The following is a 14,247-nucleotide window of genomic DNA, read 5'->3' as shown; positions in this document are numbered from 1 at the left end:
CTGGGCATCCCGCTCTACCTGAACGCGTCCATGCTGGTGCTGGCCGTGCTGGTCACCGTGGTCTACGGCGGCTTCGTGCAGGGGTCGCTCGGTCTGCCGGGGCCGGTCAGCTACCTGGTCGGCTTCGGGTTCGTGCTGTGCCTGCTCGGGTCGGTGCTGCTGCACGAGCTCGGACACGCGCTGACCGCGCGGCGGTTCGGCATCGGGGTGCGCGGCATCACGCTGGAGCTGCTCGGCGGCTACACCGAGATGGATCGTGAGGCGCCCAGCCCGCGGGTCGACGCGCTGGTGGCGCTGGCCGGACCGGCCGTGTCGCTGATCCTCGGCGGGCTGGCCGCGCTGGCCTACCACCTGCTGCCGGACCGGACCATCGCCGGCGAGATCGCCTTCCAGCTGGCCGCCTCGAACATCCTGGTGGCGTTCTTCAACGTGCTCCCCGGCCTGCCGCTGGACGGCGGGCGGGCGCTGCGCGCGCTGGTCTGGGCCATCGTCCGCGACCGCGCCCGGGCGACCGTGGTGGCCGGCTGGGCCGGTCGTGTGATCGCGGTGGCCACCGCGGTGGCCGTGCTGGTGCTCTACCGGCTCGAATTCATCACCCTGTTCGGCATGCTGTTCATCCTGCTCGTGGTGGTCACCCTGTGGCAGGGCGCGGGGCAGTCGATCCGGCTGGCCCGGATGACGTCCCGGTTCCCGCTGGTCGACCTCGGGCGGCTGGCCCGGCCGGTGCTCGGGGTGCCGTCGGGCACGCCGCTGGCCGAGGCCGAACGGCGCGGGGCCGCGGACGAGCGCGACCGGACGGCGCTGGGCGTGGAGGACTCGTCGGGGCGGCTGGTGGCCCTGGTCGACGTGACCGCGGCGGCCAAGGTGCCGGTCGATCGACGACCGTGGGTGCCGGTCGACGACGTGGCCCGGGACGTCGGCAAGCTGACCGCGCTCAAGTCCGATCTGACCGGCGAGCAGGTGGTGCGGGCGATCCAGGCCTACCCGGGTGCGCAGTACCTGGTGGTCTCCGGGGAGGATGTGGTCGGCGTCCTGCACGTGGCCGACCTGGCCGCGGTGCTGGAGCCCCGGAGAACCGTCGCACAGGCGAAAGAGAGATCGTGACCACCCAGCACCTGGCCGAAGAGTCCGAGACCACACCGTCGCACCGGGGCCCGTTCCGGCCCGGCGACCGCGTGCAGCTCACCGACCCGAAGGGCCGGATGCACACGATCGTGCTCGAGCCGGGGAAGGCGTACCACACGCACCGCGGCGCCCTGGAGCACGACGCGTTGATCGGGCTGCCCGAGGGCAGTGTGATCAGCTCGGCCGGCGGCACGGCCTACCTGGCCCTGCGGCCGCTGCTCAGCGACTACGTGCTGTCGATGCCGCGCGGCGCGCAGGTGATCTACCCGAAGGACGCGGCCCAGATCGTCGCGATGGGCGACATCTTCCCGGGCGCCAAGGTGCTGGAGGCGGGGGCCGGGTCGGGCGCGCTGAGCTGCTCCCTGCTGCGCGCCGTCGGGGCCGGAGGTGAGCTCCACTCGTACGAGCTGCGCGACGACTTCGCGGCCATCGCCCGCAAGAACGTGGAGGCCTTCTTCGGCGGCCCACACCCCGCCTGGCACCTGCACGAAGGCGACGTGGCTTCGGCCGAGGAGACCGATTTCGACCGGATCATCCTGGACATGTTGACGCCGTGGGAGGCCCTCGACATGGTCGAGCGGTCGCTCGTGCCGGGCGGCGTCTTCATCGGGTACGTGGCCACCACCCCGCAGCTGTCGGAACTGGTCGAGGCGCTGCGCGAGCGCGGCGGCTGGACCGAGCCCCGGGCCTGGGAGTCCCTGGTCCGCGACTGGCACGCGGAGGGCCTGGCGGTGCGCCCCGACCACCGGATGGTGGCGCACACCGCGTTCCTCGTCTCGGCCCGCCGGCTCGCCCCGGGTGTGACCGCTCCGCCCCGTCGTCGCAAGCCCAGCAAGGGCGCTGAGGCGTACGCGCTGCGTAAGGCCGCCCGGGAGGCGATCGCCGCGGAACGGGACGACACCGGGGTGTGACCGTCCGGAGCGTGTCGGGTAGTTTTCCTGCCGGGGCGGAACGTGTGACAAGCGGGAGGGACCGGGTGGGCGCGATGAGTTCTCCGCCGTTCGGCGGCAGCAACGAGATGCCGGCGGTCTTCCCGGACTGGTCGCCCTACCAGGACCTCGACTCCGCCGCCCGTGCCTACCTGCGCGACCCCGAGGTGGCCCTGGACGCCCTGTTCGGCGTGCTGCGGGGCGCCGAGGTGCTGTGTTTCACGCTGGAACGCTTCGTCAACGAGGTCAACGGCGTCTGGCAGGAGGTCGTCATCTGCGACGGCAGCCGCCTGGTGCTGTGGCACGGCGAAGACGTGGCGCCCGGCGACGGCCCGGTCGGCTCGATGACCTCGTCGCTGCGGGTGGTGCCGCTCTCCACGGTCACCGAGGTGGGCTGCCGGCGGCGGCTCACCCGCACCTCGACCGGTCAGGCGCGGGTCGACAGCATCGACGTCTATCTGCTGCTCAGCTCGGTCGACGACGCGGTTCCGCCACCCGGGATGGCCGAGGAGGAGACGCGGGCGGCGCTGCGGCACGACGCGCTGCGCTTCGGCAAGACGCTCGACGACGGTGGTCCGGGCCAGATCCAGCGGCTCGAAGAGTTCTCACGCGTGGTGGCGTCGCTCGTCGGGCGCCCCACTTTGTGATGAATGAGGCTTCCGTCGCCTCTTGTAGGCCTGTGAGATTTAACCCAGCGGCCGTTCACCGGACCGAAAAACGTTCTTGCTATGGCCGGCGGGCCGCCCTAGCCGGCATCGGGGCCGGCCACTTCGACGTCGTCGGCCTGGCGCACCACGTGGATGCAGTCGCCCGGGCACTCCTTGGCCGCGTCGATCACCTCGAGGCGGAGATGGGCCGGCACGCCCGTGCGGACACCGGGGGATTGCAGCAGCTCACCGGCACTGTCCTTGACATACGCCAAGCCGTCGATGTCGAACTCGAAGACCTCGGGCGCGTACTGCACGCACAGTCCGTCGCCGGTGCAGAGGTCTTGGTCGACCCAGACCTCCAGCTGTGCGGTCTCGGTCTCGGTGGTCACCGGTCGTCCCCCCTCGGAGCAGTCCCCTCCACCGTAACCGACCGGTGTGACAAGACGTTCGGGCGGCTTGGCGCAACGATCTTGACGCGGACACCCGGGAGAGCAAAGGTCTAAATCCGCCCTTCAGCGGTTAGTGTTATCTCTCAAGACGTTCGAGCCCCCGGGGAGGTGGGACGTGGCACGTAGCGACGAGGCGTCTGGCGCCGCACGTTGGGAGAAAGAAGCCAACGATCTCTCCAGCCAGGTTGCGTTCCTGCAGGAAGAACTCGCTCTGGTACGGCGCAAGCTGACCGAAAGCCCCCGACACGTCCGGCAGCTCGAGGAACGGCTTGCGACGACGCAGGCGCAGCTGGCCCGACTGACCGAGAACAACGACCGGCTCGTGGCGACCCTCAAGGAAGCCCGGGCTCAGATCGTCACTCTCAAAGAGGAGATTGACCGCCTCGCCCAGCCGCCCAGCGGCTACGGCGTTTTCCTCGCCGCCCATGAGGACGGCACAGTCGACGTCTTCACCGGCGGCCGCAAGTTGCGCGTCGCGGTCTCGCCGAGCCTCGAGGTCGAGGAACTCAAGCGGGGCCAGGAGGTGCTCCTCAACGACGCGCTCAACGTGGTCGACGCCTTCGGCTACGAGCGGGTCGGTGAGGTCGTCCTCCTCAAGGAGGTGCTGGCCGACCCGGCCGGCGGGCCGGGTGACCGCGCGCTGGTCGTCTCGCACGCCGACGAGGAACGGATCGTGCACCTGGCCGACTCGCTGATCGGCGGCACGCTGCGCGCGGGCGACTCGCTGATGATCGAGCCGCGGTCGGCGTACGCCTACGAGCGGATCCCGAAGAGCGAGGTGGAGGAGCTCGTCCTGGAGGAGGTTCCCGACGTCGACTACACCGACATCGGTGGCCTGCACTCCCAGATCGAGCAGATCCGCGACGCCGTGGAACTGCCGTTCCTGCACGCCGAGCTGTTCCGCGAACACCAGCTCCGCCCGCCGAAGGGCATCCTGCTCTACGGCCCGCCCGGCTGCGGCAAGACGCTGATCGCCAAGGCGGTGGCCAACTCGCTGGCCAAGAAGATCGCCGAGCGCCGGGGTGAGGAGAAGCACACCAGCTACTTCCTCAACATCAAGGGCCCCGAGCTGCTCAACAAGTACGTGGGTGAGACCGAGCGGCACATCCGCCTGGTCTTCCAGCGGGCCCGGGAGAAGGCCGGCGAGGGTACGCCGGTCATCGTGTTCTTCGACGAGATGGACTCGATCTTCCGTACCCGTGGCTCCGGTGTCTCCAGCGACGTGGAGAACACGATCGTCCCCCAGCTCCTCAGCGAGATCGACGGCGTCGAGGGCCTGGAGAACGTGATCGTGATCGGCGCCTCCAACCGTGAGGACATGATCGACCCGGCCATCCTGCGGCCGGGCCGGCTCGACGTGAAGATCAAGATCGAGCGCCCGGACGCGGAGGCGGCGAAGGACATCTTCGCCAAGTACATCCTCACCGGCCTGCCGCTGAGCTCGGACGACCTGGCCGAGCACGGTGGCAACCCCGACGCGACGGTCGCGGCCATGATCGAGGCGGTCGTGCTCCGGATGTACACGGAGACCGAGGAGAACCGCTTCCTGGAGGTCACCTACGCCAACGGTGACAAGGAGGTCCTGTACTTCAAGGACTTCAACTCCGGCGCGATGATCCAGAACATCGTCGACCGCGGTAAGAAGATGGCGATCAAGGAGTTCCTCACCTCCGGCAAGAAGGGGCTGCGCCTGCAGCACCTGCTCGACAGCTGCGTCGACGAGTTCCGCGAGAACGAGGACCTGCCGAACACCACCAACCCGGACGACTGGGCCCGCATCTCCGGCAAGAAGGGCGAGCGGATCGTCTACATCCGCACGCTCGTCTCCGGCGGCAAGGGCGCCGAGGCCGGCCGCTCCATCGAGACGGCCAGCAACACCGGTCAGTACCTGTAAAATTTGTGGGGAAAGAGCGGGCGGAAGCTTCTTCCGTCCGCTTTTTTCTACGCTGAGCGCGAAATATGCTGGTCGGGCACGCAGCGTGCTTCGGCGCGCACTGCCCGGCGCGTCAAGGGAACGCGAACCGTCTAGGCTCGATACAAGGGCACGGCAATGACGGCGGGTGGAGCAGCGGCATGAGCGTTCGACGGATCATGGGCACCGAGGTCGAGTACGGCATTTCGGTCCCCGGCCAGCCCGGCGCCAACCCCATGGTCACCTCCTCGCAGGTGGTCAACGCGTACGGCGCGCGACCCGAACTGACCCGCGGCGGGCGTGCCCGCTGGGACTACGAGGAGGAGTCGCCGCTGCGTGACGCGCGCGGCTTCACCTATTCCGGCGCCGCCTACGACCCGGCCGACGCGCTCGCCGACGAAGACCTGGGCCTGGCCAACGTGATACTGACCAACGGCGCCCGCCTCTACGTCGACCACGCCCACCCGGAATACAGCACCCCGGAATGCACCAACCCGATGGACGTGGTCCGCTGGGACAAGGCCGGCGAGCGGGTGATGGCCGAGGCGTCCCGCCGGGCCGCCACCATCCCCGGCGCCCACCGCATTCAGCTCTACAAGAACAACACCGACAACAAGGGCGCGTCGTACGGCTCGCACGAGAACTACCTGATGCGCCGGCAGACCCCGTTCGCCGACATCGTGGCCCACCTGACCCCGTTCTTCGTGACCCGGCAGATCTTCACCGGCGTCGGCCGGGTCGGCCTCGGCCAGGACGGCTCGGGGTCCGGCTTCCAGATCTCCTCCCGCGCCGACTTCTTCGAGGTCGAGGTCGGGCTGGAGACCACGCTCAAGCGGCCGATCATCAACACCCGCGACGAGCCCCACTCGGACGCCGACAAGTACCGCCGGCTGCACGTGATCATCGGCGACGCCAACCTGTCCGAGATCGCCACCTACCTCAAGGTCGGCACCTCGGCGCTGGTGCTGGCCATGATCGAGGAGAAGGTGTTCACCGGCGAGCTGGGCATCGCCGACCCGGTCAGCGAGCTCAAGGCGGTCAGCCACGACCCGTCCCTGAAGCACCTGATGCGGCTGCGCGACGGCCGCCGGCTGACCGCGCTCGACCTCCAATGGGCGTATTTCGAGCGGGCCAAGGCGTTCTGCGACGAGCGGTACGGCGCCGACATCGACGACCAGACCGCCGACGTGCTGGACCGCTGGGAGGACATCCTGGACCGGCTCGGCCGCGACCCGATGACCTGCTCCGACACCCTCGACTGGGTGGCCAAGCTGCGGCTGCTCGAGGGCTACCGCGAGCGGGAGGACCTGGGCTGGTCGTCGCCCAAGCTCCAGCTGGTCGACCTCCAGTACGCCGACGTGCGCCCGGAGAAGGGCCTCTACCACCGCCTGGTGGCCCGGGGCTCGATGAAGACCCTGCTCGACGACGACGCCGTGCGGCGCGCCATGGTCGAGCCCCCCGAGGACACCCGCGCCTACTTCCGCGGCCGGTGCCTCGCCCAGTACGCGTCCGAAGTGGTCGCGGCGAGCTGGGACTCGGTGATCTTCGATGTCGGACGGGAGTCGCTCGTCCGGGTTCCGATGATGGAGCCCGAGCGCGGCACCAAGAAGCACGTCGGGGCCTTGTTCGACAAGTGCGAGAGCGCCAAGGATCTGCTCGAGGTGATCACGAGCCGGTGAGGCGTTTTGTCGTACGGGCGAGGTAGGTTTTCAACATCCCGTTGAGGCGGGCGGGAACGAAGGGGGAGTCCGATGGCAACCCGAGACACCGGCGGCCAGTCCCAGTCCGGCAAGGGCAAGAGCGACCAGGAGATCGAAGACGTCACCACCGAGGCGAACCCCGAGGTGGCCGAGCGCCACGCGGAGATCACCGAGGACGTGGACGACCTGCTCGACGAAATCGACTCCGTCCTCGAGGAAAACGCTGAAGAATTTGTGCGCGGATATGTGCAGAAAGGCGGGGAGTGATCCTTAATGTCCGATTCGTCCAAGACGGGGGACGGCGTTCGGATGTGCCGCGATTGCGGCGGGATCAAACCACTCACCGATTTCCACGCCAGCCCGAAGCGGAAAGGCGGCCGCGGTAGCTATTGCAAGGACTGCTTCAACGAGCGGTCCAAGCGGAGCTACGCGAAGCGCGTCCAGGAAAAGTTTGGACGCCAGGTTCGCGAAGGGCGAACGGTGCCAGACGGGCACCGGTACTGCCCTGACTGTGAGGCCGCGAAGCCGTTGACGGACTTTCCCCAGAGCAAGGCGGGCAGAGGCGGCTATGGCGGCTACTGCAAGCCCTGTCACAACTTTCGGGGCAAAGCAAGTGTGGAGCGTCGTGGCGGGTCGCGGGAGTACCACCTCCGGCGTCGTTATGGCATTGGTCAGGTTGACTTCGACGAGTTGCTCGCGGAGCAAGGTGGCGTGTGTGCGATCTGTGGCGCGGCCGACCCTCAACACGTCGATCACGACCATCGCACCGGCTGGGTCCGCGGGATATTGTGCTTCAACTGCAACGGCGGTCTTGGGCAGTTCCGGGACAACCAGCTGTTCCTGGCCAGCGCGATCGAGTATTTGAAGGGAACCACGTGGCAGCGGATTTTGATCCATCCGGGCGTCTACCAGATGTGTTCTTCGAGCCGGGGACGTCCTCCTTCACGCAGTTCCTGACCAAGGCCGCCCCGGAGCTGCTGCCCGGGCGGCGGCCGGTGCCGCCGCAGCTGAGTGGCGGTGATCTGGCGCCGCACGGCACCACGATCATCGCGATCCAGACCGCCGAGGGCGTCATCATGGCCGGCGACCGGCGGGCGACGATGGGCAACCTGATCGCCAGCCGCGACATCGAGAAGGTGCACCCGGCCGACGCGTACTCGCTCATCGGCATCGCCGGGACGGCCGGCATCGGCATCGAGCTGATGCGGATCTTCCAGGTCGAGCTGGAGCACTACGAGAAGACCGAGGGCACGATGCTGTCCCTCGACGGTAAGGCGAACCGGCTGGCCTCGATGATCCGCGGCAACCTCGGCGCGGCGATGCAGGGCCTGGCCGTGGTGCCGCTCTTCGCCGGGTACGACCTGACGCCCGCCGACCCGGCCAAGGCCGGCCGGATCTTCAGCTACGACGTGGCCGGCGGGCTCTACGAGGAGACCGGGTACGACGCGGTCGGCTCCGGCTCGCTGTTCGCCAAGTCGGCGCTGAAGAAGAAGTTCCGGGCCGGCGTCAGCACCGAGGACGCGATCGTGCTGGCCGTCGAGGCGCTCTACGACGCCGCCGACGACGACACCGCGACCGGCGGGCCCGACCTCACCCGCAAGATCTACCCGGTCGTGATGACGGCGACCGCCGACGGCACCCACCGCCTCACCGACACCGAGATCACCGCGGTCGCCGAGCGGGTGGTCGCGGGACGCATGGAGAACCCGGGCGGCTGACCCCGCGCCGAGACAACCGAAGAAGGAGCAGCCACCCGTGGCCATGCAGTTCTACGCATCACCCGAGCAGGTCCAGCGGGACCGCTCGGAGTACGCCCGCAAGGGCATCGCGCGGGGCCGGTCCGCCGTCGTGCTCTCGTACACCGGTGGCATCCTGCTGGTGGCCGAGAACCTGACATCGCTGCGCAAGATCAGCGAGCTGTACGACCGGATCGGATTCGCGGCCGTCGGGCGGTACAACGAGTTCGAGAGCCTGCGCCGGGCCGGTATCCGGATGGCCGACATGCTCGGGCTGTCCTACGACCGGCGCGACGTGACCGGGCGGGCGCTGGCCAACGCGTACACACAGACGCTCGGCGCCATCTTCAGCGAGACCCAGAAGCCGTACGAGGTGGAGATCTGCGTCGCGCAGGTCGGCACCTCGCCGGAGGCGGACGAGCTGTACCGGATCACCTACGACGGCTCGGTCATGGACGAGCCCGGCTTCATGGCCATGGGTGGCCAGGCCGAGGCCATCGCCGCGGTGCTGAAGGACCGGCACGACGCGTCGGCCGACGCCCCGCAGGCGCTCAAGCTGGCCGTGGAGGCCCTGGGCAGCGTCGGCGGCGAGAACGGCAACCGGCGCGAGCTCGAGGCCAAGCAGCTCGAGGTGGCGGTCCTCGACCGCGCGCGCAAGGGCCGTGCCTTCCGCCGCATCACCGGGGCGGCGCTGACGAGCCTGCTCGAGGGCGGCAAGGACGTGCCCGAGAAGGAGCCCGGCGACGCCGGCGCTCCGGCTCCCGGCGAGGACAAGCCCACGACGAGCGCCGCTTCCGAGGGCGCCGACTCCAACGATGAGTGATCGTTTCTAGACCGCTTTGGGCAAGGCCGTAGTCGCCGGTCCGTCTTCGAGAGGAGGCGGACCGGTGTGCGCTCGCTGCGAGGTCACCCGGACACGAATATGCCGACAGATTCATAACGCCGAAATAGACGGTGTAAACGTCGGTTCCGTCGCCGGGAATTCAGTCGCTGCGCCGGTGACGCGCGTCCAATGTGAGGCCCGCTCGGGCCTGCTTTCGGTGACCATCTTGCTAGCATGATCAATTGCGGCCGCCGAGGGGGAGTTCCGTGCGCGTTCTACTCACCGGGGACAGAGGTTACCTAGGAGAAGTCACCAAGCGTGAGCTCTCGCGTTGCGGCTTGGAGATTCGCGGGTGCGATGCCGGCTGGTTCGACCCGCCCGGGACGCCCGGGGAGCGGTGTGATTTCCGCGACCTGGGTGAGGGCGAGCTCCGCGGCTTCGACGCCGTTGTCCACCTGGCTGCGGTCTGCAACGACGCCTCCGGCGAGATCGTGGCGACGGCGACCGAGGAGCTGAATCATGCCGCCACAACGGAATTCGCGCGTGCCGCGCGGAACGCCGGCATCCGCTCGTTCGTGCTCGCGTCGTCGTGCAGTGTCTACGGCGCGGCTGGGGACGTCTACGCCGATGAGCACTACGCACCGGAACCGCTGACCGCCTATGGCGCGAGCAAGCTGAATGCCGAACGCGACGTGCTTGCCCTGGGCGGTCCGGAATTCGGTGCCACCGCACTACGATTCGCGACACTCTACGGCTATTCGCCGTCATTCCGGAGTGACCTCATGGTTAACCGGATGGTGAGCACGGCATGGCGATTCGGGCGGATCAACACCAGCGGCACGGGCGCCGCCATCCGGCCGATGCTGCACGTCGCCGACGCCGCGGCGGCGATCTGCGCGACCGTTGCCGGCGACCCCGCCCTGGTCACCGGCAGGATCTTCAATGTGGGCCGGCCCGGCGAGAACTTCCGGGTCTCCGATGTGGCCGACCTGGTGTCCGGCACATTTCCTGAGGCGCAGATCGTGAACGTGGGATCCGAGGACGCGCGGACGTACAGCGTCGCTTTCGATCGATTCACCACGACCTTCCCGGAATGGAGGCCCAGGTACCGTCCCGCTGACGGCGTGGCCGACGTCGCGGCCGCCTACCGGCGCGGTGACCTCGCCTTTCCCGGCGCGGATCCGGAGGGGTGGGGGACGACCGACCGAAGAGATCACCTGCTCGCCCTCGTGCGGAGCGCTCAGCTCGACGAGCACTTCAGGCGCCCGAGCCAACTCGAAACCGGCACGGAACCATTGTTGCCTCAGAGTCCGTCGGGCGAGTGAATGTGCAGGTGGCGGCCATGATCTTCGGCACGGTTACGCATCGGAACGGCGAAAGCGCGGGTTGTGACTGCCAATCACGGGTCTGGGGCGGCTAGTGTTTCGGCATGGAGCGGCGAATTTTCGGCCTGGAGACGGAGTACGGCGTCACGTGCACGTACCGGGGGCAGCGGCGGCTCTCCCCGGACGAGGTGGCCCGGTACCTGTTCCGTCGCGTGGTGTCCTGGGGCCGCAGCAGCAACGTGTTCCTCCGCAACGGTGCCCGGCTCTACCTCGACGTTGGTTCCCACCCTGAGTACGCGACGCCCGAGTGTGACTCGGTCACCGATCTGGTCGCCCACGACCGGGCCGGTGAACGGATCCTCGAGGGGCTGCTCGTCGACGCCGAGAAGCGGCTGCACGACGAGGGCATCGCGGGCGAGATCTACCTGTTCAAGAACAACACCGACTCGGCCGGCAACTCGTACGGCTGCCACGAGAACTATCTGGTCAGCCGGCACGGCGAGTTCGGCCGGCTGGCCGACGTGCTGATCCCGTTCCTGGTCACCCGCCAGCTCATCTGCGGCGCCGGCAAGGTGCTGCAGACCCCGCGGGGCGCCGTCTTCTGCCTGTCGCAGCGGGCCGAGCACATCTGGGAGGGCGTCTCCAGCGCCACCACCCGCAGCCGGCCGATCATCAACACCCGCGACGAGCCGCACGCCGACGCCGAGCGTTACCGCCGCCTGCACGTGATCGTCGGCGACTCGAACATGAACGAGGTCACCACGCTGCTCAAGGTCGGCAGCGCGGACATCGTCCTGCGCATGATCGAGGCGGGCGTGGTCATGCGCGACCTCAGCCTGGAGAACCCGATCCGGGCCATCCGCGAGGTCAGCCACGACACCACCGGCCGCCGCAAGATCCGCCTGGCCAACAACAAAGAGGTCAGCGCGCTCGAGATCCAGCAGGAATACCTGGCCAAGGCGACCGAGTTCGTCGAGCGCCGGGGCGGCGACCAGACCGCCAAGCGGGTCGTCGAGCTGTGGGGCCGGGTCCTCAACGCGATCGAGTCCGGCAACCTCGACCCGGTCTCCCGCGAGATCGACTGGGTCAGCAAGCTCAAGCTGATCGAGCGCTACCAGGCCAAGCACCAGATCCCGATGAGCCACCCGCGGATCGCCCAGCTCGACCTGGCCTACCACGACGTCCGGCGCGGCCGCGGCCTGTACGCGCTGATGGAGAAGCGTAAGCAGGTCGACCGGATCGCCAACGACCTCGAGATCTACGAGGCCAAGGAGACGCCGCCGCAGACCACGCGGGCCCGGCTCCGCGGCGAGTTCATCCGGCACGCCCAGGAGAAGCGCCGCGACTTCACCGTCGACTGGGTGCACCTCAAGCTGAACGACCAGGCTCAGCGCACCGTGCTCTGCAAGGACCCGTTCCGGGCGTACGACGAGCGCGTCGAACGTCTCATCGCCAGCATGTGATGGCGTTGTCCGAGCAGAAGAAGGCGGCCAAGCCGGAACGCACCATCGAAGACGTGATGTGGGGCCGGGTGGAACGCCGGCGCGCACGGCTCCGCGACGAGATCAAGCGGAACCGCGCCGGCGGCCACAAGGTCCCCACCTGGGTCCTGGCCGCCGTCCTGGGCGTCATCGTGGCCGGCTGGCTCTACCTGATCATCACATCCTGACGGCCGCCCGGGACCAAGCCGAAGATCCACATGCGTGATCCGCACCGTACCCCCGAATCGCTTGCCTTGGTATTGATGTTGGCCGATATTGAGGCATGGCTACCGTCGTCCCGGCGCACCGCCGCCGCGCAGTTGTCGCCAGCACCGTCGGGACCACCATCGAGTGGTACGACTTCTTCCTGTACAACACGGCCGCGTCGCTGATCTTTCCGGCACTGTTCTTCCCCAACCACGCCCCCTTCACCGGCATCCTGCTGTCCTTCGGCACGCAGTTCGTGGGGTTCGTGGCGCGGCCGGTCGGCGCGGCGATCTTCGGGCACTACGGCGACCGGATCGGCCGCAAGGCCACCCTCATCGCCACGCTGCTGCTGATGGGTGTCACGACGACGCTGATCGGCGTGCTGCCGACGTACGGGTCCATCGGGTACGCCGCGCCCGTCCTGCTCGTCCTGCTGCGCATCGGGCAGGGCATCGGCGTGGGCGGCGAATGGGGCGGCTCGGTGCTGCTGTCGATGGAATGGGGCACACCCGGCCGGCGCGGGTTCTTCGCCAGCTGGCCGCAGGTCGGTGTGCCGCTCGGACTGGTCACCTCGACCGGCGTGGTCCGGCTGACCAGCGACTGGACCGGCCCGTCCTTCGACAGCTGGGGCTGGCGGATCCCGTTCCTGCTCAGCGTGGTGCTGATCGGCATCGGCCTGTACGTGCGGTTGCGGGTGATGGAGAGCCCCGAGTTCACCGCCGTCGTCGACACCGGCGCGGTGGCCCGCCGCCCGCTGGTCGAGGTGATCCGCACCGAGTGGCGCACCATCCTCGGCTCGGCCCTGGTCCGGCTCGGCGAACAGGCGCCGTTCTACCTGTTCACCAGCTTCGTCCTGACGTACGGAACCAAGCAGTTGGGCCTGAACCGCGACGGCCTGCTCGACGACATCCTGATCGCCGCCACCATCGGCGTCATCAGCGTCCCGCTCTTCGGCCACCTCTCCGACCGCTTCGGCCGAAGACGCGTCTACGGCGTCGGCATCGTGCTGACCGGCGCCTTCGCCTTCCCGTACTTCGGGCTGCTCGACACCAAGTCGTCCGGCCTGATCCTGCTCGCGATCGTGATCTCGCTGATCTTCCACGACATGCAGTACGGGCCGCAGGCGGCGCTGATCGCCGAACGGTTCGGGGCGAACCTGCGGTACTCGGGCGCCGGGCTGGGCTATCAGCTGGCGTCGGTGATCGCGGGCGGGCCGGCGCCGCTGATCGCCACGAAGATCCTCCAGGAGACGGGATCGAGTGTCGGCATCAGCTGGTACATCGTCGGCTGCTGCGTGGCCGGGTTGCTGGCGCTGGTGTTCCTGCTGCCCCGCACGGAAGCCGCCGGGTCAACTTCAGGATCAAGTGCGTGATGTCGTCGCTGGGTGGGTGGTGCTGACCGTCGCTCCCGCCGGGGGCGGGCGCGCGACTCCAAGGCCGCGGGCGGCCAGAACAGAGCCGCGCGCCCTTCATTCTGCGTGCGCGGCCGAGCTTCTCAAGAGCGGACGTGGAAACCGTGGCGGCGTCTTGGTGGAGAGCGCATTTCGGGGCCGCGTGGCACCCCGTGCCTCTGAGCGGGCAGGACGAGCGGGGCCAGCCGGAAGCGCGCTGGCCTGGGGAAACGACGGTGTTGATCTTTAAATCGGAGTGCGCGCACCGCCGCCGCCCCCACCCCTCTGGGTGGGCAGGAATGTAGCGGATGGGTGTGACGAATCGGGGGCGTTATCCACAGGCGTGACTCGGCGTAGCGTCGGATTGTGGTGCTGATCTATCCCGAGCCGGACCTTGCTGACGAGGTTGTGCGGCTGCGTCGGTGGCGGGAGAACGACGTTGATTGCGTGCGGGCGGCGGCTGAGGACCCGCGGATCCCCGAGGGCACTACGGTGCCGCGGAACTGTTCCGAGGCGGCCG

At 68.6% G+C, this 14,247-nt stretch carries 14 protein-coding genes; 13 read left to right on the top strand and 1 reads right to left on the bottom strand.

All coding sequences use genetic code 11. The features are described 5' to 3' along the window. Positions 1-30: 30 nt before the first annotated feature. The 3 genes from AB0O15_RS34575 (at position 31) to AB0O15_RS34565 (ending at position 2,701) form a co-directional block, all read left to right on the top strand. Positions 31-1,104 carry a site-2 protease family protein gene (locus AB0O15_RS34575; RefSeq protein ID WP_364327840.1) on the top strand — a complete coding sequence of 358 codons (1,074 nt, stop codon included), beginning with the start codon at positions 31-33 and terminating at the stop codon, positions 1,102-1,104. Further along, complete coding sequence (locus AB0O15_RS34570) at positions 1,101-2,036, top strand: tRNA (adenine-N1)-methyltransferase (RefSeq protein WP_364327579.1); 936 nt, start codon at positions 1,101-1,103, stop codon at positions 2,034-2,036. Before AB0O15_RS34575 ends, AB0O15_RS34570 begins: the two co-directional genes overlap by 4 nt. Before the next feature lie 74 nt (positions 2,037-2,110). After that, the gene (locus AB0O15_RS34565) at positions 2,111-2,701 is read left to right on the top strand and encodes a hypothetical protein (protein ID WP_364327576.1); all 591 of its coding nucleotides are present in this window, start codon (positions 2,111-2,113) and stop codon (positions 2,699-2,701) included. Positions 2,702-2,799: 98 nt separating this feature from the next. Here the strand turns inward: AB0O15_RS34565 and AB0O15_RS34560 are convergent, their stop codons facing one another. Next, the gene (locus AB0O15_RS34560) at positions 2,800-3,093 is read right to left on the bottom strand and encodes a ferredoxin (RefSeq protein WP_364327573.1); all 294 of its coding nucleotides are present in this window, start codon (positions 3,091-3,093) and stop codon (positions 2,800-2,802) included. Positions 3,094-3,268: 175 nt separating this feature from the next. Between AB0O15_RS34560 and arc the strand changes: the two genes are divergently transcribed. The 10 genes from arc to AB0O15_RS34510 all read left to right on the top strand — a co-directional run bounded on the left by arc (position 3,269) and on the right by AB0O15_RS34510 (position 13,709). Next, the gene (gene arc / locus AB0O15_RS34555) at positions 3,269-5,047 is read left to right on the top strand and encodes a proteasome ATPase (protein ID WP_364327570.1); all 1,779 of its coding nucleotides are present in this window, start codon (positions 3,269-3,271) and stop codon (positions 5,045-5,047) included. Between the two features lie 179 nt (positions 5,048-5,226). Then, positions 5,227-6,744: a depupylase/deamidase Dop gene (gene dop, locus AB0O15_RS34550; RefSeq protein ID WP_364327567.1), complete on the top strand. Its 1,518-nt coding sequence runs from the start codon at positions 5,227-5,229 to the stop codon at positions 6,742-6,744. A gap of 72 nt (positions 6,745-6,816) precedes the next feature. Then, entirely contained in the window at positions 6,817-7,032 is a 216-nt protein-coding gene (locus tag AB0O15_RS34545; RefSeq protein WP_364327564.1) for a ubiquitin-like protein Pup, read from the top strand. A 6-nt stretch (positions 7,033-7,038) separates the two neighbouring features. After that, positions 7,039-7,722: an endonuclease VII domain-containing protein gene (locus AB0O15_RS34540; RefSeq protein WP_364327561.1), complete on the top strand. Its 684-nt coding sequence runs from the start codon at positions 7,039-7,041 to the stop codon at positions 7,720-7,722. Beyond that, a complete protein-coding gene (gene prcB / locus AB0O15_RS34535; RefSeq protein ID WP_364327558.1) occupies positions 7,641-8,483 on the top strand; it encodes a proteasome subunit beta in 843 nt (280 codons plus the stop codon). Before AB0O15_RS34540 ends, prcB begins: the two co-directional genes overlap by 82 nt. A gap of 37 nt (positions 8,484-8,520) precedes the next feature. After that, entirely contained in the window at positions 8,521-9,324 is an 804-nt protein-coding gene (gene prcA / locus AB0O15_RS34530) for a proteasome subunit alpha (RefSeq protein WP_364327555.1), read from the top strand. Positions 9,325-9,590: 266 nt separating this feature from the next. Next, positions 9,591-10,649, top strand: a complete 1,059-nt coding sequence (locus AB0O15_RS34525; RefSeq protein ID WP_364327553.1) for an SDR family oxidoreductase — start codon at positions 9,591-9,593, stop codon at positions 10,647-10,649. A gap of 104 nt (positions 10,650-10,753) precedes the next feature. Beyond that, positions 10,754-12,112 (top strand): Pup--protein ligase, encoded by a 1,359-nt coding sequence (gene pafA / locus AB0O15_RS34520; protein ID WP_364327550.1) that lies wholly within the window; start codon positions 10,754-10,756, stop codon positions 12,110-12,112. A gap of 5 nt (positions 12,113-12,117) precedes the next feature. Beyond that, the gene (locus tag AB0O15_RS34515; RefSeq protein WP_364327855.1) at positions 12,118-12,318 is read left to right on the top strand and encodes a hypothetical protein; all 201 of its coding nucleotides are present in this window, start codon (positions 12,118-12,120) and stop codon (positions 12,316-12,318) included. Between the two features lie 95 nt (positions 12,319-12,413). Next, complete coding sequence (locus AB0O15_RS34510; RefSeq protein WP_364327547.1) at positions 12,414-13,709, top strand: MFS transporter; 1,296 nt, start codon at positions 12,414-12,416, stop codon at positions 13,707-13,709. Positions 13,710-14,247 lie beyond the last annotated feature (538 nt).

It is taken from the genome of Actinoplanes sp. NPDC089786 (assembly GCF_040684855.1).
GTDB lineage: Bacteria > Actinomycetota > Actinomycetes > Mycobacteriales > Micromonosporaceae > Actinoplanes.
The sequence above is the reverse complement of the archived record's forward strand: the minus strand, read 5'-3'. Positions and strand labels throughout refer to the sequence as shown.